This is a genomic window from Vreelandella titanicae BH1, from assembly GCF_000336575.1.
Lineage (GTDB): Bacteria > Pseudomonadota > Gammaproteobacteria > Pseudomonadales > Halomonadaceae > Vreelandella > Vreelandella titanicae.
Window position 1 is genome coordinate 1 of the sequence record NZ_AOPO01000006.1, and the last position, 22,947, is coordinate 22,947.

Consider the following 22,947-nt stretch of genomic DNA (forward strand, 5'->3'; position numbering starts at 1 on the left):
AGAGAACGGCGGGCTTTTTTGGTCTTAGCGGCGACTGATTTCTATTCACCACTTACGACTTTCTATTTACCACTCACCACTTACGACATTCACTCGTCAAGGAACGAGCGCAGCGGCTCGGAGCGGCTGGGGTGACGCAGCTTACGCAGCGCTTTGGCTTCAATCTGACGAATTCTCTCACGGGTTACGTCAAACTGTTTGCCCACCTCTTCCAGCGTATGATCGGTGTTCATATCGATACCGAAACGCATGCGTAGTACCTTCGCTTCGCGGGCGGTCAAGCCGCCTAACACGTTGCGCGTTGCTTCGATAAGACCTTCACCGGTAGCCATATCAATGGGCAGCAGCATGGTACCGTCTTCGATAAAGTCACCCAGGTGTGAATCATCATCGTCACCAATCGGCGTCTCCATGGAGATCGGCTCTTTGGCGATTTTGAGCACTTTGCGTACTTTATCTTCCGGCATTTCCAAACGCTCGCCGAGTTCTTCCGGCGTTGGCTCACGGCCCATTTCCTGCAACATCTGGCGCGATACGCGATTGAGCTTGTTGATCGTCTCAATCATATGTACCGGGATACGGATGGTGCGTGCCTGGTCGGCAATCGAGCGGGTAATTGCCTGACGAATCCACCAGGTGGCGTAAGTCGAGAACTTATAACCACGGCGGTATTCGAACTTATCGACCGCTTTCATCAAGCCGATGTTGCCTTCCTGGATGAGATCCAAGAACTGCAAACCACGGTTGGTATACTTCTTGGCGATCGAAATCACCAAGCGCAGGTTAGCCTCAACCATCTCTTTCTTGGCACGGCGAGCTTTCGCCTCACCAATCGAGAGCTTGCGATTCACCTCTTTAAGGTCGGCAACCGAGAGCTGCACCATATCCTCTTCGAAGGCGATCTTGCGCTGAGCACGAGCAATATCGGCGCGCAACGGCTCAAGGCGGTCTGCGTACTTGCTCTGCGCTGCCTGGAATTCATCCAGCCATGTTTTGCTCGACTCATTACCAGGAAACGACTTGATAAACGTCTTACGCGGCACCTTGGCTTTTTTCACGCACAGCTGCATGACCGCTTTCTCTTGGGCACGCACTTGCTCAACACTGATACGCACCTGACCGACCAAGCGCTCGAAGTGCTTAGGCACCAGCTTGATAGGCGAGAAAAGCACCGCCAAGCGGGCTTGCTCGGCCTTTAACTCAGCACTGCCGCGGCCATGCTTGGCAAACGCCTCTTCCACCAAGGCGTTCTGCTCGCGAATCTGCTCGAAACGTGCACGCGCCTCTTCGGGATCTGGGCCGCCCTCGCTGGCCGTAGAATCCTCGTCCTCATCGTCGCCGTCGCTCTCAACGTCGTCGTCAATCTCGGCTTCAGGCTCCGGTTCGGGCACCTCTGCTTCGGCAACGCCGGGGATACCCTCATCGGGATCGATGAAACCAGAAAACAGATCCGAAAGACGCCCCGGCGCTTCTTCATCCTGGGTAGCGTCATAGGCGTCCAAAATAGACGCGACGGCACCGGGCAAATAGGCCAGAGACGACATCACTTCACGGGTACCCTCTTCGATCCGTTTGGCGATTTCGATTTCGCCTTCACGGGTCAAAAGCTCAACCGTGCCCATTTCACGCATATACATGCGTACGGGGTCAGTGGTGCGGCCTACATCGCTTTCCACGGCGGCAAGGGCCGCTACGGCCTCTTCCGCAGCGGACTCGTCCGTGGATTGATCCGACATCATCAAAGTGTCTTCATCTGGCGCTTCTTCAGCGACACTTATACCCATGTCGTTGATCATGCCAATGATGTCTTCCACTTGATCCGGGTCGGCGATATCCTCAGGTAGATGGTCGTTGACCTCGGCATAGGTCAGGTAACCCTGTTCCTTGCCTCGAGCGATCAACTCCTTCAGACGCGACTGCTGCTGCGCATTTCCAGCCATAGAAACCCTATCTCGACGAAGAAGAATGAAACACCTGGAGCGCTGAATCGATTAAACTCAACAAGCCGTACAGTATAGCGTAAAAAGCAAGAAATTTTCCAGCTCGACGTATTTGCGCGGTAATTCAGGTGTGTTAGTTTGTTCGGTTAGGCCAACGCTCGGTAGCTGACCCTATATCTGGTGCTGAAACGCTAGGAATTCAACCCCCATCGCCCAAGACACCGCCTCATTGGCGCTGAGCAAGCTCCATTACCAAGCTTGCCAAACGCTGGCGCTGCTCCTTATCCAACTTTTGCCCGGCGCGCTCCTGCGCCAGCAACGCCGTGTACTCCTCTTGAGGAGAACGCTGGCGCTGAACGTACTGCAAGTGTTCCACCAATCCCTTCAGCTCTGCTTCCCGATCTGCCTTGGGAATCAACAGTTCGCGCTTGGCGAAAGCCGCCAAGGCATGCCCCTGCTGGCTGCCTTGAAAATGCGCCAACACCACTTGTGGGCTGCGGTAGCGCCCTGCCTTGAGCAGTTCAATCAGCTCGCGGCATAGCGGCGCATCGCCATCTTCCGGCAACCACTCCAAATGATCAGGGAGCGTGACCACCAGATTGGGCTCATGCAATAACAGCTGCACGATACGCCCAACCGGGGAGAGCGCCTGAGAACGTGAGCGCGATGAGCGGGCTGGCGCTGCCAAAACAGCGCCGTTCATGGCGGATGAGGCCGATTCGGACTCCAACTGCTCTGCCGGCTCCTGCGAAACATCACCTTGGGTGACGGATCGCTGCGACGCCTGGGAACGCTTTTCGAGCAGCACTTTCAACTGCTCTTGCGCCAGCCCACTACGCTTTGCCAATGACTCCAGCAGTAGCGATTTGAGCATGCCTTCAGGCACTTTGTTCAATGCTTCGAGCACCTGACTGGCAAACCGCTCGCGCCCTTCCACGGTATTCAAGTCGCGCCCTTGGGCCGCCTGTTCGAATAGAAACTCCGACAGAGGCATGGCACAGGTCACGCGATCCTGAAATGCCTGGGTGCCTTCACGACGCACCAGGGTGTCCGGGTCATCACCTTCGGGCAGAAACAGAAAGCGCGCTTCACGGCCATCAATCATTTGCGGCAGTGCGGTTTCCAATGCCCGGCTAGCCGCCTGCCTCCCTGCACGATCACCGTCGAAACAGAACACTACGCGACTCACCAGTCGAAACAGGCGGGTCAAATGGTCTTCTGTGGTGGCGGTACCCAGCGTCGCCACAGCATTATGAATACCGTATTGCGCCAGTGCCACCACATCCATATAGCCTTCGACCATGATCAACTGCTCAAGCTTGTTCGAGGCTTGGCGCGCCTCATACAAGCCGTAAAGCTCACGACCTTTATGGAATACGGGCGTTTCCGGCGAGTTGAGATATTTGGGCTGGTCATCGCCCATCACTCGACCACCAAAGGCAATCGTACGACCGCGCAAATCGCGAATGGGGAACATTACCCGATCACGAAAACGGTCGTAGGTACGCCCGGTATCCTCACGATGAATCAGCAGGCCATACTCCACCTGCACTGGTTCACCGATACCACGCTCACTGAGATGCTGTTTTAGCGCCTCCCAACCCGCCGGGGCATAGCCAATGCCATAGGTCTTGATCACCTCGTCCGAGAGCCCACGGCCCGACAAATAGCGTTGGGCAGGCTGGCCCTCCTGCATCTTTAATCGCTCGCGATAAAAACTGGCGGCGAGTTCGAGCAGGTTAACGCCCTCTTTGCGCTTCTTTTCACGCTGCTGGGCACGCGGGTCATCAGCGCCTTCACGCGGCACTTCAATACCCAGGCGACCGGCCAACTGCTCTACCGCCTCAGGAAACGGTAGTTTGTCGTACTCCATCAAGAAGCGTAGTGCATTACCATTAGCTCCGCAGCCAAAGCAGTGATAAAACTGCTTATCAGCACTGACGGTAAACGATGGGGTTTTCTCTTGATGGAAGGGACACAGCCCAGAGTAGTTACGGCCAGCCTTTTTAAGCTGCACGCGCTCACCAACCACCTCGACCACGTCAACGCGGCCTAACAGATCATCAATGAAACGCTGTGGAATTTGGCCTGCCATGAACTACGGGCATCCTCGCGCAAAGCGCTAACTTTCGAGACTGTTTTTAAAAGCCCTGTTTTTTAAAACCAGTTTTCAAAACCAGTTTTTTAAAACACTGCCTAAGGTCATCAGACCCATTGCCAGATCAGATCATCATAAACAGCGACGGCCTTTAGCAACGACAGCTTTGAAGAACAACAGTCAAAAACAAACGGCCACCTAGTGGCGGCCGCTTGGCATCCCTCTTGAGACGACCAGCTAACTGCTCCGGCCCCCTCGGGTACGGATCAATAGAGCCGTTCGAAACGCTTTTGCTCACGCTGAACTTTCTTAGCGTGGCGTTTTACGGCAGCTGCCGCTTTGCGTTTACGCTCAGCAGTCGGCTTCTCATAGTGCTCGCGGCGGCGTACTTCAGAAAGAACACCGGCTTTTTCGCAAGAACGCTTGAAGCGACGCAGGGCGACGTCAAACGGCTCGTTATCACGTACTTTTACAGAAGGCATTAAGCACTCACCTACCTTAAGGAGTCTTGAGTTCGGATAGTACGTACACTGCGATATTACATTTTAGAACACGGTGTACGACCCAGTTTTACAGCGCACAGTAGTTTAGTCGCCGTTGACCATCTTTGCAAATGCTTACGCTGATCCACGGCGATAATGCTAGACTAGCGCCCTTCTGTTTTCACCTTTACATCTTTTGAATAGCCTTTGAGAGTCCCTTTTTATGCGAGTTCTGGGCATTGAAACATCCTGCGACGAAACGGGTGTCGCGCTTTACGACACCTCGTTAACCGGCGGCCAGGGGCTGCTTGCCGATGCGCTGTATAGCCAAATCGCCATGCATGCAGAATTTGGCGGCGTAGTGCCCGAACTCGCCTCTCGCGATCACACCCGCAAACTGCTGCCGCTGATCGAGCAAGTGCTCGGCGACGCCAAGCTAACGCGCCGCGACCTGGATGGCATCACTTACACCGCAGGCCCCGGCTTAGTCGGCGCATTAATGGTGGGTGCCAGTACCGCCCATGGCATGGCTCGGGCCTTGAACATCCCCGTGCTCGGCGTACACCATATGGAAGGCCATTTACTGGCACCGATGCTGGAAGACGAGCCACCCGAGTTCCCTTTCGTGGCGCTGCTGGTCTCCGGCGGCCATACCCAGCTCGTCGAAGTTCAGGGGCTGGGTCGCTATCAACTGCTCGGCGAATCGGTGGATGACGCGGCTGGTGAAGCGTTTGATAAAGCTGCCAAGATGCTCGGACTGGCCTACCCAGGCGGCCCTCAGGTCGCCAAGCTGGCGGAACAGGGTGACCCCAAGCGTTTTCGCTTCCCGCGCCCCATGACCGACCGGCCAGGGCTAGACTTCAGTTTTTCGGGCCTAAAAACCCACACCATGACGGCCATTCGCCAGTTGGAAACAGCCGACGAATTCGACGCCCAGGCCCGCGCCGACGTTGCCCGCGCCTTTGAAGAGGCCGTTGTCGATACGCTGGTGATTAAGTGCCGTCGAGCGCTGGATCAAACCGGCTTGAAGCGCTTAGTGGTGGCGGGCGGGGTCAGCGCCAACCATCGCCTGCGTGAACGACTGCAGGCTGAGTGCGAAAAACGCCAGGCCCGCGCCTACTACCCGCGCGGGCGATTCTGTACCGACAATGGCGCCATGATTGCTTATGTCGGTGCTCAACGCCTGGCAGCGGGAGAGTGCGACACCCCTGGCATGATGCAGGCGACGCCCCGCTGGCCGCTGAATCAGCTGACACCGCCTGTCTCACGCTAAGAACCACGAAACGGCGGCTCTTCACCGCGTCGCAGTCGGCGAATATTAAGCCCGTGACGGGCCAGCACCAGCAGGCTGAATCCACCCACCACCATGACGTACTCCGGCGCCAGCCAGCCACAGGCCAGCGGCGCCACGAGTGCACTCACTAACGAAGCCAATGCCGCCGTTTTTAATCGCCACGCCAGCAGTGCCCATATCGCTGCACTCAGTAGCGCCACCTGGGGCACCAACACCAACAACACACCGAAGGCACTGGCGACCGCTTTACCGCCACGAAAGCCATGCCACAGTGGAAAGCTGTGGCCTAGCAATACTGCCAATCCCACAAGCCCCTGCAGCCAGACCGGATAGCCCATCAGCTTGGCACCCAAAACAGCAGGCATGGCTTTTAAGGCGTCTAACAGCAGGGTGGCTGCCGCTAAGCGGGGGCCATATAGGCGCAGTACGTTGGAAAAGCCGGGATTAAATGAACCGTGTTGACGGGGGTCGCCCACACCCGCCAGGCGGCAAACGCTCAGCGCTGCCAGCCAACTGCCACTTAAATAACCCACCACTATCCATACCATGGCGCCATGCTCGCTTTGTGGCCCGATATACTGTCGTTTAGCCCCATCCTAACGTACAATCGCCCGCTTGTTACCGTAGGGGGAAGCTGGATGGATCGCATTTTGATTGAAGCGTTAAGCGTCGACACCGTGATTGGTGTCTACGACTGGGAGCGCTCGATTCAACAGTCGCTAAGCTTAGACTTGGTGTTGGCGACCGATATTCGCTCGGCGGCAGCCACCGACGATCTGCGCCTCACCCTGGATTACGCTGCTATCTGCCAGCGCATTCAGCAGTTTGCCGATGCCCATCAGTTCGCCCTGGTAGAGACTTTTGCCGAACGCCTCGCTGAGTGCCTGCGTACGGAATTCCCTATCACTTGGCTGCGCTTGACGGTACGTAAACCGGGCGCGGTTGCCAACGTCGTTAGCGTCGGCCTGGAAATCACCCGCGGCAACCTGCCGGAGGCAACCCAGGAGATCAGCGCATGAACCTGGTGACCGTCAGCTTAGGCAGCAATATTCACCCTACTCGGCATATTCGCTGCTGCCTGGATGCGCTTGCTGATACCTTCGGCCCCCTGCAGATCTCCCGTGTGTTTGAAAGCGAGCCGGTCGGTTTCGCCGACAGCCGCAATTTCTACAACCTGGTGGTGGCGTTTCACAGTGCTTGGACACCCGGCGAACTTCAGGCATGGGGGAAGCAACTGGAAATAGAGCATGGCCGCCTGCCTGGTCTTGCCAAATTTAGTCCCCGCGCGCTGGATATCGACTTGCTCACGGTGGGCAGCCTTTGCGGCACGGTTGACGAAATCGCCTTACCGCGTAGCGAAATTACCCATAATGCGTTCGTGCTACAGCCGCTTGCTGAGCTGCTCCCCAATCAGTGCCACCCCCGCTGCGGCACGTCCTATGCCGCGCTATGGAGCGCCTTCGAGCTAGGCAGCCAGCGCCTTTGGGCGGTGGATTTCAGCTGGCGCGGCCGCTGGATCTCCCAAGCGGATGAACAGCCCCTGCTGGCGGCGGCACGCCGGTAAATTACTTGGTTAGCGCCGCCTCCACGGCCTGCCCGCGGCGCGCTCGCAAGGCCTCGCCCAGCGCTGCGCCTTGATATCCCTCAGCTATCAGTGCCTGGGGGCTTACCTCCCGAGCAGCCTGCCAGGCGTTTTCGAGCGGGCCAACCTGCTCAGGCGCCAACACTTTGACTAACGCCAGCTGTCCCTCGACCTGCTCAGGCTTACGCCAACCATCCAAACGTTCCAGCCAACGTAGCACGCTGGGGCCCTCTAATGCGCCGGAAGGCAGCGCATGGTTTTTTAGCGAATGGTTTATTAAAGAATAGGTAAGCGCGGTATGGCGAGCCAATTGGGCAACGGCATTGGGCAGTTTGAGTCGTTCCGACAAGGCATCGCGCTGCTCAGCGCTTAGCGGCGATACCAACTGCGCATGGCGCCAATGAGCCAATGGGAACATATCGCTATCAGGTACCTCAGCCATCGCTGCCAAGCCCTTCACTAACGCTTCGCCCGCCAATTCTGGCCACCAGACGTTGAGCGCGTCGCAACGTTCAAGGGTGGTGAAATAGACCTCTGGGCTTGGCTCACCCAGCGCTTTTTCCGTTTCGACCCACACCCGCTCGGCGGCCAGGTGCTCAAGTTCGCCGCTGTGGCTCACCTTACGCATTAGTGCCTGGGTTTCAGGGGCAATGGTGAAGCCCAGTGACGCATAGCGGGCCAGAAAACGTGCGGTACGCAGCACTCGCAGCGGGTCTTCGCTAAACGCCGCGGAGATATGCCGCAACACGCGCCGTTCGATATCGCCTTGACCATTAAACGGATCGGTTAATTCGCCCTCAGTACTCTGGGCAATGGCATTAATGGTTAAATCACGCCGCAATAGATCCTCTTCCAGGCTGACATCGGGGCTGGCATGCACTTCAAACCCGCCATAGCCGTGGCCAGACTTGCGTTCGGTGCGGGCCAGGGCGTATTCCTCAGCGGTTTCGGGATGCAGAAAAACTGGAAAGTCGCGCCCCACGGGCTTAAATCCGCGCTTGCGCATGGCATCTGGCGTAGTGCCCACCACGACCCAGTCATTGTCATATACCGGCCAGCCGAGTAACTCATCGCGCACGGCGCCGCCTACCCGATACACGTTCAAGCCTGCTAAGCGGGGATCACTGTTTGTTTCTTTCACTGTCGTTTTTCCTGCTGAAGGCTAGCTACACTGGTTCGCTCGCCGCTGTCCAGATTGAGCGCGGTTAGACGTCCGCCCCACACGCAGCCCGTATCCAACGCCTCAACGGGTACCCGCGCCTGGGGGGTATTCCCCTCCAGCGCCGCCCAGTGGCCGAAGAGTAGGCGGGTGTCATCGTCACGCGGGTATTGAAACCAGGGCAGAAAGCCCTCTGGGGCACTGTCCAATCCCTCTTTGGCCGCAAAGTCCAAACGGCCCTGGGCATCAATAAAGCGCATCCGAGTCAGCACATTGACAGTCAGGCGCAGCCGATCAATGCCGTCTAACTCGTCGTGCCAGCTGTCTGGCTGGTTGCCAAACAGCTGGGTTAAAAACTTACCGGATGCTTCACTGCCTAGCGCCATCTGCACTTCACGCCCCAGAGACTCGGTCTGGGCTACGCTCCATTGGGGAAGCAGCCCGGCGTGGGTCATTAGCGTACTGTTTTCAAACACGCTAAGCGGTTGGCTCTGTAGCCAATCCAGCAACACTTCGCGATCAGGCGCGCCCAGAATATCGCCCAGGGTATCGTTTTTTTTCAGCTTGCCGCCGCCGCGCGCTACGACCAGCAAATGAAAATCGTGGTTGCCCAATACGCTGCGTGCCGAGCTACCCAGTGCGCGCACTTCTCGCAGACACTCCAATGAACCAGGCCCACGATTAATCAAATCGCCCACCAGCCATAGCGTATCCCGCGCGGGGTTGAAGCGAAGCTTTTCAAGAAGGGCTACAAATTCGGCGTGACAGCCGTGCAGATCGCCGATCGCATAGGTGCTCATGCACGAGGCCTTTTTAGTAAAATGAGTAGGCTAAATACTACCACTTCACCGACATCCTATGCCTGTCGTCGGTGGTTTATGTTGGTGGCTTATGTTGATGATTAACACTGGTGAAAAGTACAAACCTGGATCACTATAAAAATACGCTTTGGCACTCTTGCGCTTCTCGCTAGCTTAGCCACTCAATCGCGTAGTTGGTCAAATGAATAGTTAGTCACTCGAGTAGCCACTTCGCAACAACTGTTAAGGAAAACGGTACGCTTATGACAATGGATTACTCTCGACGCGGGCTACTGCGAGCGGCAACGCTGGCAGGCATTGGCGCACTAATCCTCCCCGGCACCACGCTTCTTCCTGTCGCACGAGCCGCCGCGCCCAAGCTTGACCCACCGCCCGCTGCGGTGACGGTTAATGGTTGGCTCCTGCGCAGCAGTGACTGCTGATGTATATCGCTTTTGAGGACATTAGCGAACACAGCCATGCAGTGGATGTCTGCATTATCGGCGCGGGTGCGGCGGGCATTTCCATGGCCGTTACCCTGGCGGAGCGGGGCCACCGCGTACTGCTCTGCGAAGGTGGCGATGCGGACTACAGCGAACGCTCCCAAGAGTGCTACCGGGGCGAAGTTATCGGCGACCCGTATATTCCCCTCTATGGTGCTCGCCTGCGCCACTTGGGCGGGTCAACCAACCACTGGGGCGGCATCTGCCGACCACTTGATCGCTATGACTTTACCGCCAAAAGCGCTGCCAGTGAGACGGCCTGGCCTATTGGCCGGGATGCGTTATCGCCCTACTACCGCGCCGCGGCCAGCGTGCTCGACTTGGCGCCTACGCCTGCTGATCAGCCGATCACGGATTCTGGGCTCAAGCGCATCTATTTCTCACTGGGCCACCCGACGCGTCTGAAGGAGAAATATGCCACCACGCTAAGCGAATCGAACACGTTGGAGTGCTGCCTAACGGCCAACTTGGTGGCGCTGGAAAGCCAGAATGGCAAAGTCACCGGCGCTATCTTCAAAAACTACCAAGGCGATTACCGAAAGGTTCAGGCGCGCTACTTTGTGCTGGCCTGTGGCGGCATCGAAAACTCGCGCTTGCTGCTGTGGTGCAACCAACAGTTAAATGGCCAGCTTATACCTCAAGCCGACACCCTAGGGCATTACTGGATGGAGCACCCCCACGCCACGGTGGGTCAGGCGCTAATTTTTGAGCCAGCGGCACTGGGGCTGGACGAGGATTACAACGTGTTCCTCTCCCCCACCGCTCAATCCATCAGCTCACGCCAAATACTGAATTGTGGGCTGCGCTTGCACCGCATGAACGCTGAAGCCACCCAGGAACTGATTGACGAGCTCGCGGATCAGGCCCCCACGCTGGCGGGACGACTGCGTGTCTGGCAGGCCCAGGGACGGGTGATACACGGCGCGGTACTCAGAGCCGCCTGGGAGCAAGAGCCGCGCTTTGACAATCGCATAGAGTTAAGCGAAGAGCTGGATGATCTGGACGTACCCCGCAGCCGATTGGTGTGGCAGCAGTCCGAGCTGGATCGCCATACGATCCGCGAGAGCATGCTGCTATTAGGGGAGTATCTGCGCGACCACGAGGTGGGAAGGCTGCAAATGGCTGACTGGCTGGCCGATACGCCGGTACAACTGCCTACCGAGGGCGAGTTGGCTGGCCGTCACCATATGGGCGGCACGCGTATGAGCCTTAATGCCGAGGAAGGCATTGTTAACCCCGACTGCCGACTGTTTGCCCAGGATAACTTCTATGTGGCGGGTTCCAGCGTTTTTGCCAGCGCCGGGCACGCCAACCCGACGTTAACGCTAGTACAGCTGGCCCTGCGGCTTTGCGATCACCTGGAGAGCAGGCTAACCCAAACTGTCTAATGGAGCTGAAGCGGTACGGCTAACCTAAAAGGAGTAATGGCTACCTCAAAAACACGCTGAGTAGAGGTATCCAACAGCGTATAGGCACCCTCCATCACCCCCACCGGGGTTTGCAGAATGGCGCGACTGGTGTAACGAAAACTCTGGCCGGGGCCAATTAGCGGCTGTTGGCCGACGACGCCTTTGCCGCGGACTTCCTGGCAGTCGCCGCTGCCCTGGGTGATTTTCCAGTAGCGCGCCATCAGCTGAACGCTATGGGGGCTCTGATTGTGGACAGTCACGGTGTAGCTAAACACATAGCGCGACTCTCCATCGTTAGACTCATCAGCGCGATAGCTAGGGACGACGCTCACTTTGATTGCTAGGCCACTCACGTTTGGCTGCCCCGCTCACCGCTTGCCTGCTCATCGGCGGCGACACGGTTGGCAATCGCCACGTACTCCGCCACGGTCAACGTTTGCGGACGGCGGATGGGGTCAATGCCCAGATCTTCCAGGGTGTCGGCACTCACCCGCCCTTTGAAGTTATTGCGCAGCGTTTTGCGCCGCTGACCAAAGGCGAGCTTCACCAGCTCAAACAGCATCGCTGGGTCATCCGCCGTATGGGGCAGCGTTTCATGGGGGGTTAAGCGCACAATGGCGGAGTCGACTTTGGGTCGTGGCACAAAGGCTTCCGGTGGCACGATAAACAGCTGTTCGACCTGGCAGTAGTACTGAGCCATAACCGACAGACGCCCCCAATCAGCACCGCCGGGTTCTGCGGCTAAGCGTTCAACCACCTCTTTTTGCAGCATAAAGTGCATATCTTGTATGGCACTTCCTGCAGCCAGCAGATGTATTATCAGTGGTGTGGAGATGTTGTAGGGTAGGTTGCCTACCACGCGTAGCGCGGGCCCATCGCCTTTCAGCGCAGCAAAATCGAACTTCAGTGCGTCGCCTTCATGAATCACAAAATCGGGATAGTTGAAAAACTGTACCCGCAAACCGGGAATCAGATCACGGTCGAGTTCGATCACCTCCAAGTGCCCCGCGGCTTCCAGCAACGGCTCGGTCAGCGCCCCCTGGCCTGGGCCAATTTCGACGAGGCGATCCGTCGAGCGCGGGCCAACGGCGCGAACGATCCGCGAGATAATGCCAAGGTCGCGTAAAAAATTCTGACCAAAGCGTTTACGAGCGCGGTGTTGGGGCACAGTAGACATCAAACGGTGTTCCTTGGGGTGCGGATTCAATCGGGAGTATGTAGTAGCCAGCACTGTTGCAACTGGTCGTTTGCACGAATCGGTGCCAGAGCAGGTTATATCTCAGCAGACAACCGCCTTGCAGCTAGACGGCGCGCAAGGGCGATAGCGACGTTTAGGCTGCCGGGATCTGCCACGCCTCTGCCTGCCAGATCCAGCGCGGTGCCATGGTCGACCGAAGTGCGTACCAATGGCAAGCCCAGAGTAATGTTAGCGGCTTGACCAAAGCCTGCGTATTTTAACACCGCTAAACCCTGGTCGTGGTACATAGCCAGCACCGCATCGACACCAGCCAAATGTCTGGGGGTAAACAGCGTGTCGGCGGGCAAGGGGCCAAGTATATCCATTCCCTCAGCGCGCAGTGCATCAAGGGCGGGAATAATAACATCCAGCTCCTCGCGCCCCAGGTGACCATCTTCACCGGCGTGGGGATTCAAGCCACATACCGCAATACGTGGCTGGGCAATCCCAAACTGGCGCTGTAAATCAGCCGCAAGCAGTCGGCTAATACGGGTTACCCGCTCAAAGGTGATGGCGTCGGCAACATTGCGCAGCGGCAAATGGGTGGTCACCAGCGCCACACGCAGATCGCCGCCACCCTGCCAGCTTGGTGACGCAGCATGCAGCGCCGTATCGGTGGCGAGCATCATTACCACCTCATCGACGCCGCAGGCATCGCGCAACCACTCAGTGTGGCCGGTAAAGGCTGGGTGACCACCTTCGATGATGACGCCTTTATGAAGTGGCGCCGTAACCATAGCGGCCGCCTGACCTTTTTGGCAGGCATCCACCGCCAGCGCCAAGGTAGCCAGCACATAGTCAGCGTTGGCCGGATTGAGAACGCCCGGCGTGGCCGGTTGGTTCAGCGCAACCGGCCAGACCGGCAAACCATGGGGGCTACTTGGGTACTCGCCAGGCGAACACTCAATCACCGTGACACCTAGTCCCAGCGCTGCTGCACGCTGGCGCAGCATATCCGGGTCGCCAATCGCTACTGTACCCGCGGGGAGGATGCCCTGGGCCGCTAGCAACAGCATTAGCTCGGGGCCAATGCCCGCCGGCTCGCCGGTGGTCACTACTACCGGCAGCTCGCTATCGGAAGATAAAGTGCCCGCTACCATTCCCACTACCATTAGAGTCGAATATCAACAAAGGCCTGGGAGCGAATCTCTTGTTGCCATGTCTCTAACTCTTCGTTCGCGCGACGCTGGAAGATCGCCTGGCGCACCTGCTCACGCTGGCTCTCTTGGGTAACGTTTTGACGACGGCGCTCTTCCACCTCAATCACGTGGTAGCCAAACTGAGAGCGAACCGGCTGAGATATCTGGTTAACATCCAGGTCGCGCATCGCCTCTTCAAAGGCGGGTACGGTTTGCCCTGGGCGAACCCAGCCAAGCTCGCCGCCGTTGAGGGCAGTGCCACTGTCGTCGCTCATCTCACGCGCCACCGAAGCAAAATCCTCGCCTTGTGAAAGGCGCTGACGTACCTCTTCTGCTCGCGCGCGGGCCTGGTTTTCATCGCGATTAGGGGTCAGTGCAATCAGCACGTGGCGGGCACGGGTCTCTTCAATAAAGTTCTGCTCGCCGGACTGGCCGGGCTGCTGGTTTAGAAAGCGCTCAACGTCGCGATCGCTGACCGATACGCGGTTGCTAATTTGGCGCTGCTGCACCTGACGCATCAGCATTTCGCGGCGAATATCTTCGCGCACGCTGGCCAGCGTCATACCATCAGCTTCCACGGCATCGGCAAACTGGTCAAGCGTCATGCCATTGGATTCGGCAATCGAGCGCACTTGCCCATTGAGCTCGGTATCATCGACGCTCAAGTTGGCATCTTTCGCCATCTGCAGTTGAATCTCTTCCATTACCATGCGCTCAAGCACCTGACGCTCCAATTGGGAGCGCGGAGGGAGATTACCACCCTGGGCCTGCGCCTGCTGCTCGATTTGCGTCATGCGATCATCTAACTCGCTGCGCATAATCACATCGTTATTGACCACGGCCACGACGCTGTCCAGCACTTGGCGCTGGGTGGACTGGAAGTTCTGCGCCTGAAGGGCTAGCGGGGCCAATGCAAGGCCTGCGCCTACACACAAAGCGAGCAGGCTACCAGCCGATAGCTGTTTCATACGGCCTAGCAGGGGCTTTCTCATTTTCATAACAAACGTCTCTTTCATTAGCCATTCGATGGAAGTCATTTACAGGGCAGTCGGACGATAGCCAGGAATGGTCTGTTCAAAATAGCTATCCGCATCCTGGCCAACGCCGCCTAAGCCACGGAATACGAAGCGTAAAAATAGCCCGCGATCATTAAAGTCATCATTAATGGGTGCGGTGTCATTGTCATCTACCCATTCGCGCCACACCAACTGCAGACCGTAACAGCAGTTGTTCCACTGCACGCCTGCCAATTGCTCCAGTGAGCGTTCATTGGTTTGATCGTGCAGGTAGCGGCCAATCAAATCAATGTTGGTGCTGGCTTTCCAGGCAAATGAGAGATCCCACTCTTCGCGGTTATAGTCGCGAAAGCCGTTATCGCCCGGCAATACGCCTGGATCGAACCCTTCGATCTCCCAACGGTAGCCAAGGTTCACTACGTGCCCTTCGGGATGCCGGTAACTAACATCAACACTTGATCGTTCGGTGCGTTCCCGGTGGTCATCGTAGAGCCATTCTGCTCCGCTGCTCCAGCGATCATTAATCTGCCAGTCAAGGCGGGTAACCAGCGGCGAACGATCTCGGGTGGCCTGATAGCGGCTTTCCGGATTGACGCTTGGGTTGTCTTCCGGCCGATCCGGCAGCGTATCGGCATCGCCCTCGCTATCGATACGGCGGTCATCAAAGTAAACGCTCTGACCTACCCCAAACGAGAGCCGGTCACGACCGGAGGCATCTTCCAATAAGCGTGACTGCACGCCGTAAGAGAGCCGGTTGAGATCGCCAACGCGGTCAGTACCGGAAAAGCGCTGCGCTGACCAAAGCTGATCCCAGGAGAAAGCGCGTTCGCGGCTGTCAAAGTCGGGCAGTTCGCTCTGATCGGTGCGCGGCACATAGGCGTAGTTCAAACGCGGCTCTAGGGTTTGGCGGTAGTCCCGCCCACCCAGTGCAAGCTCACGTTCAAAGACGAGCCCACTGTCGATGGAGGTCAGCACAACACTGCGGCTGGGTGAGTCGCTACGCTGTGTATCGCGCTCGCCGTAATCCAGCTCGTAAGCAGTGTTCCATAGCTCGGTACGCGGCTCCAGGTAGCCCCAAGGGCGCTCGAAACGCCAGCCAACCGCAGGCATTAGGTGCAAACGGCTACCGGTGGCCGCTTCGCGCTCCGGCACGCGGCGCTCATCCACGTCGCGCCAAAAATAGGTCGCGTTTGATCGCCACTGGGTATATAGCCCGTTGTCGAACTGCCAGTTGGCATTCGCGCTCAGGCTCGGCAGTTGATAAAAAGGTTTATCGCTATCGCTAAGCGGGTCTTCCAAGCGCTGGAAACCCTGGGCGCGGGCATCCAACTGCCAGCGCTGGCCGCGGTAATCGACCTGGGCCAAACGCTCCATACTGGCGCGCTCGCTCTCGCCAAACTCACCGCCGAAGTCATCGAAATAGCGACCGTCGCTGGCAGCCCCGTAGCGCAGCCGATAATTACTGCGCTCATTTACCCGCCCCGCATGGCGGGCATCCACATACCAGCGATCATCACCCTCAAAGCGATTTTCTCCGCCGCCAGAGCCACCGTTATCACTGTTTAAATAGCCGCCTTCAACGATGCCCGAGCTCTCCTCAAACAGGTAGCGGTATTCACCGTTCATCAACAGCCCGCGGTCACTCATCCAGCGCGGCGTGATCGTCGCATCGTGGTTTGCGGCAATATTCCAATAAAACGGCTGGGCGTAGTCAAAACCGTCCGTTGAAAAGCCAATCGACGGAGACAGCAAGCCTGTATGGCGGCGATCGTCGATGGGAAAGCGCAGCCATGGCCAGTAAAATACCGGCACATCTTTCACTTCCAGGCGCGCATGACGCGCTGTGCCAAAGCCTTCGGCTTGGTTCAAACGAATATCGCTGCTGACCAGTTGCCAGCTATTGGCGCCTGGATCACAGGTGGTGAAGCTTGCGTCTTGCAGGCGGTACTCGCCCTCCCCAGTCTGCTCTAGCTGACTAGCCTGACCGCGCAGATGCTGCTCGTAGAGCACATAGTGGCTGTCACCCAGGGTGGCCCGATCTTCGTTTAGCCGGAGCATCGCCTGTTCGCCACGCACCAAAGCGCGCCCATCGCGGATGGCGATATTACCTTCTGCGTCGACCTGCTGACGGTCAGCGGGTAAAAAGATACGCTCCGCTTCCACTTCTTCATTGCCGCGGCGCAGTACCACATCGCCGCGTAGCAATGCTTCGCCATCGGCAGCGTAATCGACTTCCCGGGCCTCCAACGAGACGGTTTCCGGGTTATCTTCCGCTGGCAAGCGGTAGCTGGGCATTACATAGCGGCCCCGGCACAGTTGGTTAGCCGCTTCCTCTTCCCCCCAGGGTTGCCAATCCAACGCTTCAGCGGACATGGTTTGACCCTGAGCCACCGCTGTAAACGAGGCGCCAGCAAGCAAACTGCCCATCAGCGTATGCGCAACCGGCAACGTGCGCGAAAATCGCTTGCCCATGTTCGTTATCCTTGGCATCCAGAATCGGTATTATACAGCCCGCATGATGCCCGACCAGCAAGGAGCTTGCATGTCCTCATATCGGATTAACGCCCTCACCATGTGGGCCGCCCAACAAAACGGTCTCTCTGAGACCGATATTTCGCTTTCATCCGCCGTGGGCGATGCGAGTTTTCGGCGCTATTTTCGCCTCACACTACCCGACGGCACCACCCAGGTGGTCATGGATGCCCCGCCTGAGCAAGAGGACTCCCAGCCGTTTGTAACCATTGCCAAGCGCTGGCGAAGCGCCGGACTGCCAGTACCCAAGGTGCACGCCACCAACCTGGCGGACGGCTTTCTGCTGCTTGAAGACTTGGGTAACACCCCCCTACAGTGTTTGTTTAGCGACGACGCTAGCATACAGGCTTACCATCAGCAGGCTCTCACGCTGATCGCCGAGCTGCAAAATCGCGCAGGCCCTGACTCGCTGCCCGTGTATGATACGGCGTTGTTGGGCCGCGAACTCGACCTGTTTCCCGAGTGGTGTCTCAGCGCTTGGTTAACGCTGCCATCGCCAGAGAGCTGGCACGTTGTTCGTGAGCAGCTTATCCAGCATGCCTTAGCGCAGCCGGTAGTGACTGTGCACCGTGATTTTGATGCCATGAACCTGATGCTGCACGATCAGCGTCTGTTTATGATCGACTTTCAGGACGCCGTGGCTGGCCCGCTCAGCTACGATGTGATCTCGCTGTTACGGGGGCGATACTGCCGCTTTAGCAATGAGCAGTTCGCTGGCTTTGTCGAGGCTTTTTATCACCAGGCCCGCCATGATGGTCGACTGCCCAGCAGTGTCGATTTTGCCACTTTTCTGCTCCAGTGCCACGCGATGGCTGCCCAGCGCTCACTAAAAGTGCTGGGGATTTTCTGCCGCTTAACCCTGCGCGATCAAAAAAGTGGCTATCTCGAGCGCTTACCCCACTTTCTGGATCATCTGGAAGATAGCTTTTCGTTTCTGACCGAGCAGGCTGAGTTCGCTGAGTGGCTCCAACTCACCTTACGACCTGCCATTATGAAACGACTAGCGGAAATACCGTCATGAAAGCGATGATTTTAGCCGCAGGCCTAGGCAAGCGAATGCGCCCGCTCACCGACCACTGCCCCAAACCGCTGCTGCCCGTGGCGGGCAAGCCGCTAATCGTGCACCACCTGGCGCGTCTTCGCCAGGCAGGTATTCATGAGGTCGTCATCAATGTCAGCTACCGTGCAGAGCAGATTATCGCAGCGCTCGGCGATGGTGACGCCTATGGACTGCACATTCACTGGAGTCGCGAAACCGAACCGTTGGAAACCGGAGGCGGTATTCAGCAAGCGCTGCCGATGCTTGGCGAGGCGCCGTTTCTGTTGATTAACGGCGATGTTTGGTGCGCAGCGCTCCCCACCCAGCACGCGCTGCAAGGCAATGATCTGGCCCACCTGATGCTGGTGGAAAACCCTTCTCATCACGCCAGTGGGGATTTTGGACTAGCAGGAGGGCGCGTGAATCAAACCAGCACTGAGCGTTTGACCTACTCAGGTATCAGCGTGATTCACCCAGGGCTGCTCGCCGGACAACCCCAGGGCACCTTTGCCTTGGCGCCACTGCTGAGAACTGCTATCGATAACAACCGGGTAAGCGGCGAGCACTATAAAGGGCATTGGGTCGACGTTGGAACCCCTGAACGACTGGCGGCGCTGGAACGCCAGCTACAGAGCGAAAGGGGTTAGCCTATGCATCCGCACCACTTACGTGAGGCAATCGCCAACACTCCACGGGTAGCGGTCTACGGCACGCTCAAGCAAGGTTTCAACAATGCCCACTGGCTAAACGGAGCCACTCTGCTCGGGAGCGACGTTACTAAAGCGCTCACGCTTTACGATATTGGCCCCTACCCCGGTGCCAAATGGCAGCGGTCAAAAGGGGTGACGATTGAAGTCTATCAGATCAGTATTGACCATCTGGCCCAGCTAGACTGGTTAGAGGATTACCGCATCGATGCGCCGTCAGAGGGTGAGTATGACCGCCAGCAGATAACCACCTGTTTTGGTCTCGCCTGGGTGTATCTTTACAATCCGAGTGTGACAGGTAAAACAGCTATTTATGAAAGTGGCTGGCGCATGCCGAACATTAGCAATGTTCAACAGCGGCGCTGAGAAGAGGCGCGCAGGCCAAGAAATGTTATGCTGCGCGACTTACCTTTCGTCGCCTAGATGAGGAGAGCAACGTGAAAGCACGGGTAAAATGGACAGAAGGCCGCCAATTCGTGGCGGAATCCGGTAGCGGGCACAGCGTTGTGATCGACGGCCCGCCCGACCACGGTGGTCGCAACACAGGGCCTCGCCCAATGGAAATGCTGCTAATGGGCATGGGCAGCTGCACCGCTTTTGATATCTTGAATATTCTTGATAAAGCGCGTGCCAATGTGACCGACTGCGTTGCTGAGCTAGACGCCGAACGCGCCGATGAAGTGCCCGCCGTTTTTACCAAGATCCACGTCCATTTCGTGGTGACCGGTCGCGCGCTGAAAGAGAAGCAGGTGGCCCGCGCGGTTGAGCTCTCCGCTGAAAAATACTGCAGTGCCTCGATCATGCTCGTTAACGGCGGCGTTGAGATCACCCATTCCTTTGAGATTATGGAGGAGGCTCGGACGTGACAGACAATCTCCGACTCCACGGGTTTAACAACCTGACTAGCTCGCTGAGCTTCAACATTTACGATATCTGTTATGCCAAAACCGAAGAGCAGACGGCGGCTTACATCGACTATATCGATGAGCTGTATAACGCCGAACGTTTGACGCAGATTCTTAAAGACGTCACCAATATCATCGGCGCCCATGTGCTCAATATCGCCCGCCAGGACTACGAGCCCCACGGCGCGAGCGTGACGATTTTGATTGCCGAACATGAGCTTGATGAGGCGGCGCCTGAACAAATTGAGCCAGGTCCCGGCCCGCTACCGGAGACGGTGGTTGGCCACCTGGATAAAAGCCACGTGACGGTGCACAGCTACCCCGAGTCGCACCCCGACAACGGTATTAGCACCTTCCGCCTGGATATTGATGTCTCCACCTGTGGTCATATCAGCCCATTAAAAGCGCTGAACTACCTGATCCACAGCTTCGACTCCGATATCGTCACCATGGATTACCGGGTGCGTGGCTTTACTCGCGATGTGGATGGCAAAAAACTGTTTATCGATCACGGTATTACTTCCATTCAAGACTACCTCGCTGAAGACACCAAGAATGCGTATCAGATGATGGACGTCAACGTGTATCAGGAGAATATGTTCCACACCAAGATGCTGCTCAAAGACTTCGAACTGGATAACTACCTGTTCGGCACGTCGCGTCGCGATATTACCTTTGAAGAAGCCCGGGATATCGAGGGCCGTTTGCGTAAAGAGATGCTGGAAATTTTCTACTCCCGCAATCTGGATTAAGCCCCCAAACGGGTCTCAACGCAGCACCGAAACACCAAAAAGCCAGCGAACGCTGGCTTTTTTTCATATCAACTAAATATACTGGCTTATCCTGTCATTGCGAGGAGCCTGCGACGAAGCAATCTCTACCCGCGGTGGCACTCAAGTCGAGATCGCCGCGCTTCGCTCGCGATGACAGGAAGGGCATTAGGAGCCTGGCTTATCTGTCATTGCGAGGAGCCTGCGACGAAGCAATCTCTACCTACGGTGGGCACTCAAGCCGAGATCGCCGCGCTTCGCTCGCGATGACAGGAAGGGCTATCGCCGTTTAATAAACGCTTGGCTCGCCTTCAGGGCGAGTCTTAAAACGTCGGTGTAGCCAGAGGTACTGCTCGGGATGCTTGCGAATGGCCAGTTCAATAAACTGATTGATTCGTGTGGCATCGGCAACTTCATCGCCGCTGGGAAAACCTTCCAGGGCAGGCAGGCTTTCAATGGTATAGGTGGCGTTATCCGGGTTGCGGTGAAACATCATCGGCACCACTGACGCGCCGGTCATACGCGCAAGCTTGGCCGTTAAGCGTATAGTCGCGGCCTGCTGACCAAATAGCGGCGCAAATACGCTCACATCGCGGCCAAAATCCTGATCCGGTGAGTACCACACCATACGTCCATCCTTGAGCTGACGCACCGCGCCACGCAAGTCATAACGGTCGAGGGCAACACCAAAATTGCGCCCGCGGGCGCGGGTCATAAAACGCTCAAACAGCGGGTTATTATGCGGTCGATAGACCGCATCGGCAGAGAAAAACAGCGCGTGCAGGGCACCCCCTAAATCGAGGGAAGAGAAGTGAACCCCCACAATGATCACGCCTTTACCCCGGGCCTCGGCGCGGGCCATATGCTCTTCGCCGATGTAAGCGACCCGGTGGCGTAGGCTTTCGCCATCCCGACACCAGCCGGTTGCGGTTTCAATAAGACCAATACCATTGGCAATAAAGGTATCTTTAACGAGCTGATACTGTTGCTGGGGACTCTTTTCGGGAAAACAGAGCGCTATATTGGTTTCGGTAATATGGCGCCGCCGTTTGGCAAAGCGCCAGGCGAGCAGTCCAAGCCCTTTGCCAATGGCCATTTTTAATCGCCAAGGCAACCAGGCAGCGATATACATGGCACCAATAGCCAGCCATGTGGGCCAGTAACGCGGGTGGGCGAATGAGCGCGGGTAACGTGATTTCGACATGCAAACAACCGTTTAAGCAGAACGCCCATGATAACGCCGCGGCGCCCGAGGCAGTACCCCTGTTAGCAGCGTATAGCTGATGGTATCGCAGTAGCGGGCCACTTCATCCACCGACAGCACCTCGCCGTTGCTGGCCCTGCCCCACAATACAACGTCGCTGCCAATCGCGGCGTCGGGTACGTCCGTCACATCAACGGTCAACATATCCATGGAGACTTTTCCGGCAATCGCACAGCGCTGGCCGTTGACCAGTACCGGCGTGCCATCGCGGGCATGACGGTCATAGCCATCACCGTAGCCGCAGGCGACCACGGCAATGCGTGAACGCCGCGGTGCGCGCCAGCGCCCGCTATAGCCCACGGGCTCGCCCTCTTCCAGCTCCCTCAGGGCAATTATTTCTGAGCGTAGGGTCATCACCGGCTGCAGTTGCTGAGTGATTTCGTTGGCAACTTCCAAGGGGTCGCTGCCGTAGAGCATCACACCTGGCCGGTTCCAGTCACCATGGGCCACCGGCCACGCCAGGGTAGCCGGTGAGTTGGCCAGGCACAGCGGCGCTTCTAGCTCGCTAGCAAGACCTTGCAGCCGGGTCATTTGCTGGTTGAAATAGCGGTTATCGCGGGAATCGGCGCTGGCAAAATGACTCATAAGGTGGAGCGAGGCCACGCTTGGCGTGGCACTTAGCTGACGCCAGATAGCGGCGGCCTCGTCGATGGCAAAGCCCAGGCGGTGCATGCCGGAGTCAACTTTCAACCAGACAGGAATTGGCTTTATAGGTGAAGCGGCTAGCAGGGCATCGACCTGCCATTGGCTGTGTACCGCAATCCAGAAGCCGTGGGAATCCACCAGCGCTAGCTCGTCGGCGCTGAAGATGCCTTCCAACAGGATAATGGGTTGGGTAATGCCGCCTTGGCGCAGGGTAAGCGCCTCTTCGATACAGGCAACGGCAAACGCGGGAGCCTGGCTTTCCAGCGCCTGAGCGCAGGCCAGCGCGCCATGCCCATACCCATCGGCTTTGATAACTGCCACTGATCGGCTTTGCGGCGCGCAGCGGCACGCCAATTGATAGTTGTGACGCAGCGCGTCCAGATCAATATCGGCCACAAGAGGGCGCATGTGCTTTCTCACTTACCT

General features: G+C 57.4%; 23 protein-coding genes. 10 read left to right on the forward strand and 13 right to left on the reverse strand.

Going from position 1 to position 22,947, the window contains the following annotated elements; all coding sequences use genetic code 11:
- Nucleotides 1–89 precede the first annotated feature (89 nt).
- The 3 genes from rpoD to rpsU form a co-directional block, all read right to left on the reverse strand.
- Entirely contained in the window at nucleotides 90–1,940 is a 1,851-nt protein-coding gene (gene rpoD, locus HALTITAN_RS12395; protein ID WP_027958016.1) for an RNA polymerase sigma factor RpoD, read from the reverse strand.
- A 226-nt stretch (nucleotides 1,941–2,166) separates the two neighbouring features.
- Nucleotides 2,167–4,035, reverse strand: a complete 1,869-nt coding sequence (gene dnaG, locus HALTITAN_RS12400; protein WP_009287319.1) for a DNA primase — start codon at nucleotides 4,033–4,035, stop codon at nucleotides 2,167–2,169.
- A 269-nt stretch (nucleotides 4,036–4,304) separates the two neighbouring features.
- A complete protein-coding gene (rpsU, locus tag HALTITAN_RS12405) occupies nucleotides 4,305–4,520 on the reverse strand; it encodes a 30S ribosomal protein S21 (RefSeq protein ID WP_008956349.1) in 216 nt (71 codons plus the stop codon).
- A 223-nt stretch (nucleotides 4,521–4,743) separates the two neighbouring features.
- Here rpsU and tsaD point away from each other — a divergent pair, with 223 nt between their 5' ends.
- A complete protein-coding gene (gene tsaD, locus HALTITAN_RS12410) occupies nucleotides 4,744–5,793 on the forward strand; it encodes a tRNA (adenosine(37)-N6)-threonylcarbamoyltransferase complex transferase subunit TsaD (protein WP_009287320.1) in 1,050 nt (349 codons plus the stop codon).
- On the opposite strand, the gene plsY is transcribed toward tsaD, so the two are convergent.
- Complete coding sequence (gene plsY, locus HALTITAN_RS12415; protein ID WP_009287321.1) at nucleotides 5,790–6,362, reverse strand: glycerol-3-phosphate 1-O-acyltransferase PlsY; 573 nt, start codon at nucleotides 6,360–6,362, stop codon at nucleotides 5,790–5,792. The two genes, tsaD and plsY, sit on opposite strands and share 4 nt — an antisense overlap.
- A gap of 90 nt (nucleotides 6,363–6,452) precedes the next feature.
- On the opposite strand from plsY, the gene folB reads away from it, so the two are divergent.
- A complete protein-coding gene (folB, locus tag HALTITAN_RS12420; RefSeq protein WP_039859353.1) occupies nucleotides 6,453–6,833 on the forward strand; it encodes a dihydroneopterin aldolase in 381 nt (126 codons plus the stop codon).
- Nucleotides 6,830–7,378 carry a 2-amino-4-hydroxy-6-hydroxymethyldihydropteridine diphosphokinase gene (gene folK / locus HALTITAN_RS12425; RefSeq protein WP_009287322.1) on the forward strand — a complete coding sequence of 183 codons (549 nt, stop codon included), beginning with the start codon at nucleotides 6,830–6,832 and terminating at the stop codon, nucleotides 7,376–7,378. The genes folB and folK overlap by 4 nt, the downstream gene beginning before the upstream one ends.
- 1 nt (nucleotide 7,379) lies before the next feature.
- Here the strand turns inward: folK and HALTITAN_RS12430 are convergent, their stop codons facing one another.
- Both HALTITAN_RS12430 and HALTITAN_RS12435 read right to left on the reverse strand, forming a co-directional pair.
- Nucleotides 7,380–8,537 carry a tRNA nucleotidyltransferase/poly(A) polymerase-related protein gene (locus tag HALTITAN_RS12430; RefSeq protein WP_009287323.1) on the reverse strand — a complete coding sequence of 386 codons (1,158 nt, stop codon included), beginning with the start codon at nucleotides 8,535–8,537 and terminating at the stop codon, nucleotides 7,380–7,382.
- Complete coding sequence (locus HALTITAN_RS12435) at nucleotides 8,534–9,355, reverse strand: symmetrical bis(5'-nucleosyl)-tetraphosphatase (RefSeq protein ID WP_009287324.1); 822 nt, start codon at nucleotides 9,353–9,355, stop codon at nucleotides 8,534–8,536. The genes HALTITAN_RS12430 and HALTITAN_RS12435 overlap by 4 nt, the downstream gene beginning before the upstream one ends.
- Before the next feature lie 263 nt (nucleotides 9,356–9,618).
- Here HALTITAN_RS12435 and HALTITAN_RS12440 point away from each other — a divergent pair, with 263 nt between their 5' ends.
- Together HALTITAN_RS12440 and HALTITAN_RS12445 are read left to right on the forward strand one after the other, a co-directional pair.
- Complete coding sequence (locus HALTITAN_RS12440; protein ID WP_039859354.1) at nucleotides 9,619–9,798, forward strand: twin-arginine translocation signal domain-containing protein; 180 nt, start codon at nucleotides 9,619–9,621, stop codon at nucleotides 9,796–9,798.
- Nucleotides 9,798–11,246, forward strand: coding sequence for an FAD-dependent oxidoreductase (locus HALTITAN_RS12445; protein ID WP_039859355.1), 1,449 nt, complete (start codon nucleotides 9,798–9,800; stop codon nucleotides 11,244–11,246). Before HALTITAN_RS12440 ends, HALTITAN_RS12445 begins: the two co-directional genes overlap by 1 nt.
- Here HALTITAN_RS12445 and apaG read toward each other — a convergent pair.
- From apaG to HALTITAN_RS12470, 5 genes are all read right to left on the reverse strand, one after another.
- Nucleotides 11,243–11,620, reverse strand: coding sequence for a Co2+/Mg2+ efflux protein ApaG (gene apaG / locus HALTITAN_RS12450; RefSeq protein ID WP_022522372.1), 378 nt, complete (start codon nucleotides 11,618–11,620; stop codon nucleotides 11,243–11,245). The genes HALTITAN_RS12445 and apaG overlap by 4 nt on opposite strands.
- Nucleotides 11,617–12,444 (reverse strand): 16S rRNA (adenine(1518)-N(6)/adenine(1519)-N(6))-dimethyltransferase RsmA, encoded by an 828-nt coding sequence (gene rsmA / locus HALTITAN_RS12455; RefSeq protein ID WP_027958023.1) that lies wholly within the window; start codon nucleotides 12,442–12,444, stop codon nucleotides 11,617–11,619. The genes apaG and rsmA overlap by 4 nt, the downstream gene beginning before the upstream one ends.
- Nucleotides 12,445–12,539: 95 nt before the next feature.
- Complete coding sequence (pdxA, locus tag HALTITAN_RS12460) at nucleotides 12,540–13,604, reverse strand: 4-hydroxythreonine-4-phosphate dehydrogenase PdxA (protein WP_039859360.1); 1,065 nt, start codon at nucleotides 13,602–13,604, stop codon at nucleotides 12,540–12,542.
- A gap of 11 nt (nucleotides 13,605–13,615) precedes the next feature.
- Nucleotides 13,616–14,641: a peptidylprolyl isomerase gene (locus tag HALTITAN_RS12465; RefSeq protein ID WP_027958025.1), complete on the reverse strand. Its 1,026-nt coding sequence runs from the start codon at nucleotides 14,639–14,641 to the stop codon at nucleotides 13,616–13,618.
- A gap of 39 nt (nucleotides 14,642–14,680) precedes the next feature.
- Nucleotides 14,681–17,131: an LPS-assembly protein LptD gene (locus HALTITAN_RS12470; RefSeq protein ID WP_027958026.1), complete on the reverse strand. Its 2,451-nt coding sequence runs from the start codon at nucleotides 17,129–17,131 to the stop codon at nucleotides 14,681–14,683.
- 70 nt (nucleotides 17,132–17,201) lie between these two features.
- Between HALTITAN_RS12470 and HALTITAN_RS12475 the strand changes: the two genes are divergently transcribed.
- The 5 genes from HALTITAN_RS12475 to speD all read left to right on the forward strand — a co-directional run bounded on the left by HALTITAN_RS12475 (nucleotide 17,202) and on the right by speD (nucleotide 20,594).
- Nucleotides 17,202–18,212, forward strand: a complete 1,011-nt coding sequence (locus HALTITAN_RS12475) for an aminoglycoside phosphotransferase family protein (RefSeq protein ID WP_022522367.1) — start codon at nucleotides 17,202–17,204, stop codon at nucleotides 18,210–18,212.
- The gene (murU, locus tag HALTITAN_RS12480) at nucleotides 18,209–18,877 is read left to right on the forward strand and encodes an N-acetylmuramate alpha-1-phosphate uridylyltransferase MurU (RefSeq protein WP_039859362.1); all 669 of its coding nucleotides are present in this window, start codon (nucleotides 18,209–18,211) and stop codon (nucleotides 18,875–18,877) included. Before HALTITAN_RS12475 ends, murU begins: the two co-directional genes overlap by 4 nt.
- Nucleotides 18,878–18,880: 3 nt before the next feature.
- Nucleotides 18,881–19,303: a gamma-glutamylcyclotransferase family protein gene (locus tag HALTITAN_RS12485; RefSeq protein ID WP_027958028.1), complete on the forward strand. Its 423-nt coding sequence runs from the start codon at nucleotides 18,881–18,883 to the stop codon at nucleotides 19,301–19,303.
- A 71-nt stretch (nucleotides 19,304–19,374) separates the two neighbouring features.
- A complete protein-coding gene (locus HALTITAN_RS12490) occupies nucleotides 19,375–19,803 on the forward strand; it encodes an OsmC family protein (protein ID WP_022522364.1) in 429 nt (142 codons plus the stop codon).
- Nucleotides 19,800–20,594: an adenosylmethionine decarboxylase gene (gene speD, locus HALTITAN_RS12495; RefSeq protein WP_022522363.1), complete on the forward strand. Its 795-nt coding sequence runs from the start codon at nucleotides 19,800–19,802 to the stop codon at nucleotides 20,592–20,594. The genes HALTITAN_RS12490 and speD overlap by 4 nt, the downstream gene beginning before the upstream one ends.
- A gap of 307 nt (nucleotides 20,595–20,901) precedes the next feature.
- On the opposite strand, the gene lpxL is transcribed toward speD, so the two are convergent.
- Together lpxL and alr are read right to left on the reverse strand one after the other, a co-directional pair.
- The gene (gene lpxL / locus HALTITAN_RS12500; RefSeq protein WP_009287327.1) at nucleotides 20,902–21,816 is read right to left on the reverse strand and encodes an LpxL/LpxP family Kdo(2)-lipid IV(A) lauroyl/palmitoleoyl acyltransferase; all 915 of its coding nucleotides are present in this window, start codon (nucleotides 21,814–21,816) and stop codon (nucleotides 20,902–20,904) included.
- Between the two features lie 12 nt (nucleotides 21,817–21,828).
- Nucleotides 21,829–22,929, reverse strand: coding sequence for an alanine racemase (gene alr, locus HALTITAN_RS12505; protein ID WP_039859364.1), 1,101 nt, complete (start codon nucleotides 22,927–22,929; stop codon nucleotides 21,829–21,831).
- Between the last annotated feature and the right edge of the window lie 18 nt (nucleotides 22,930–22,947).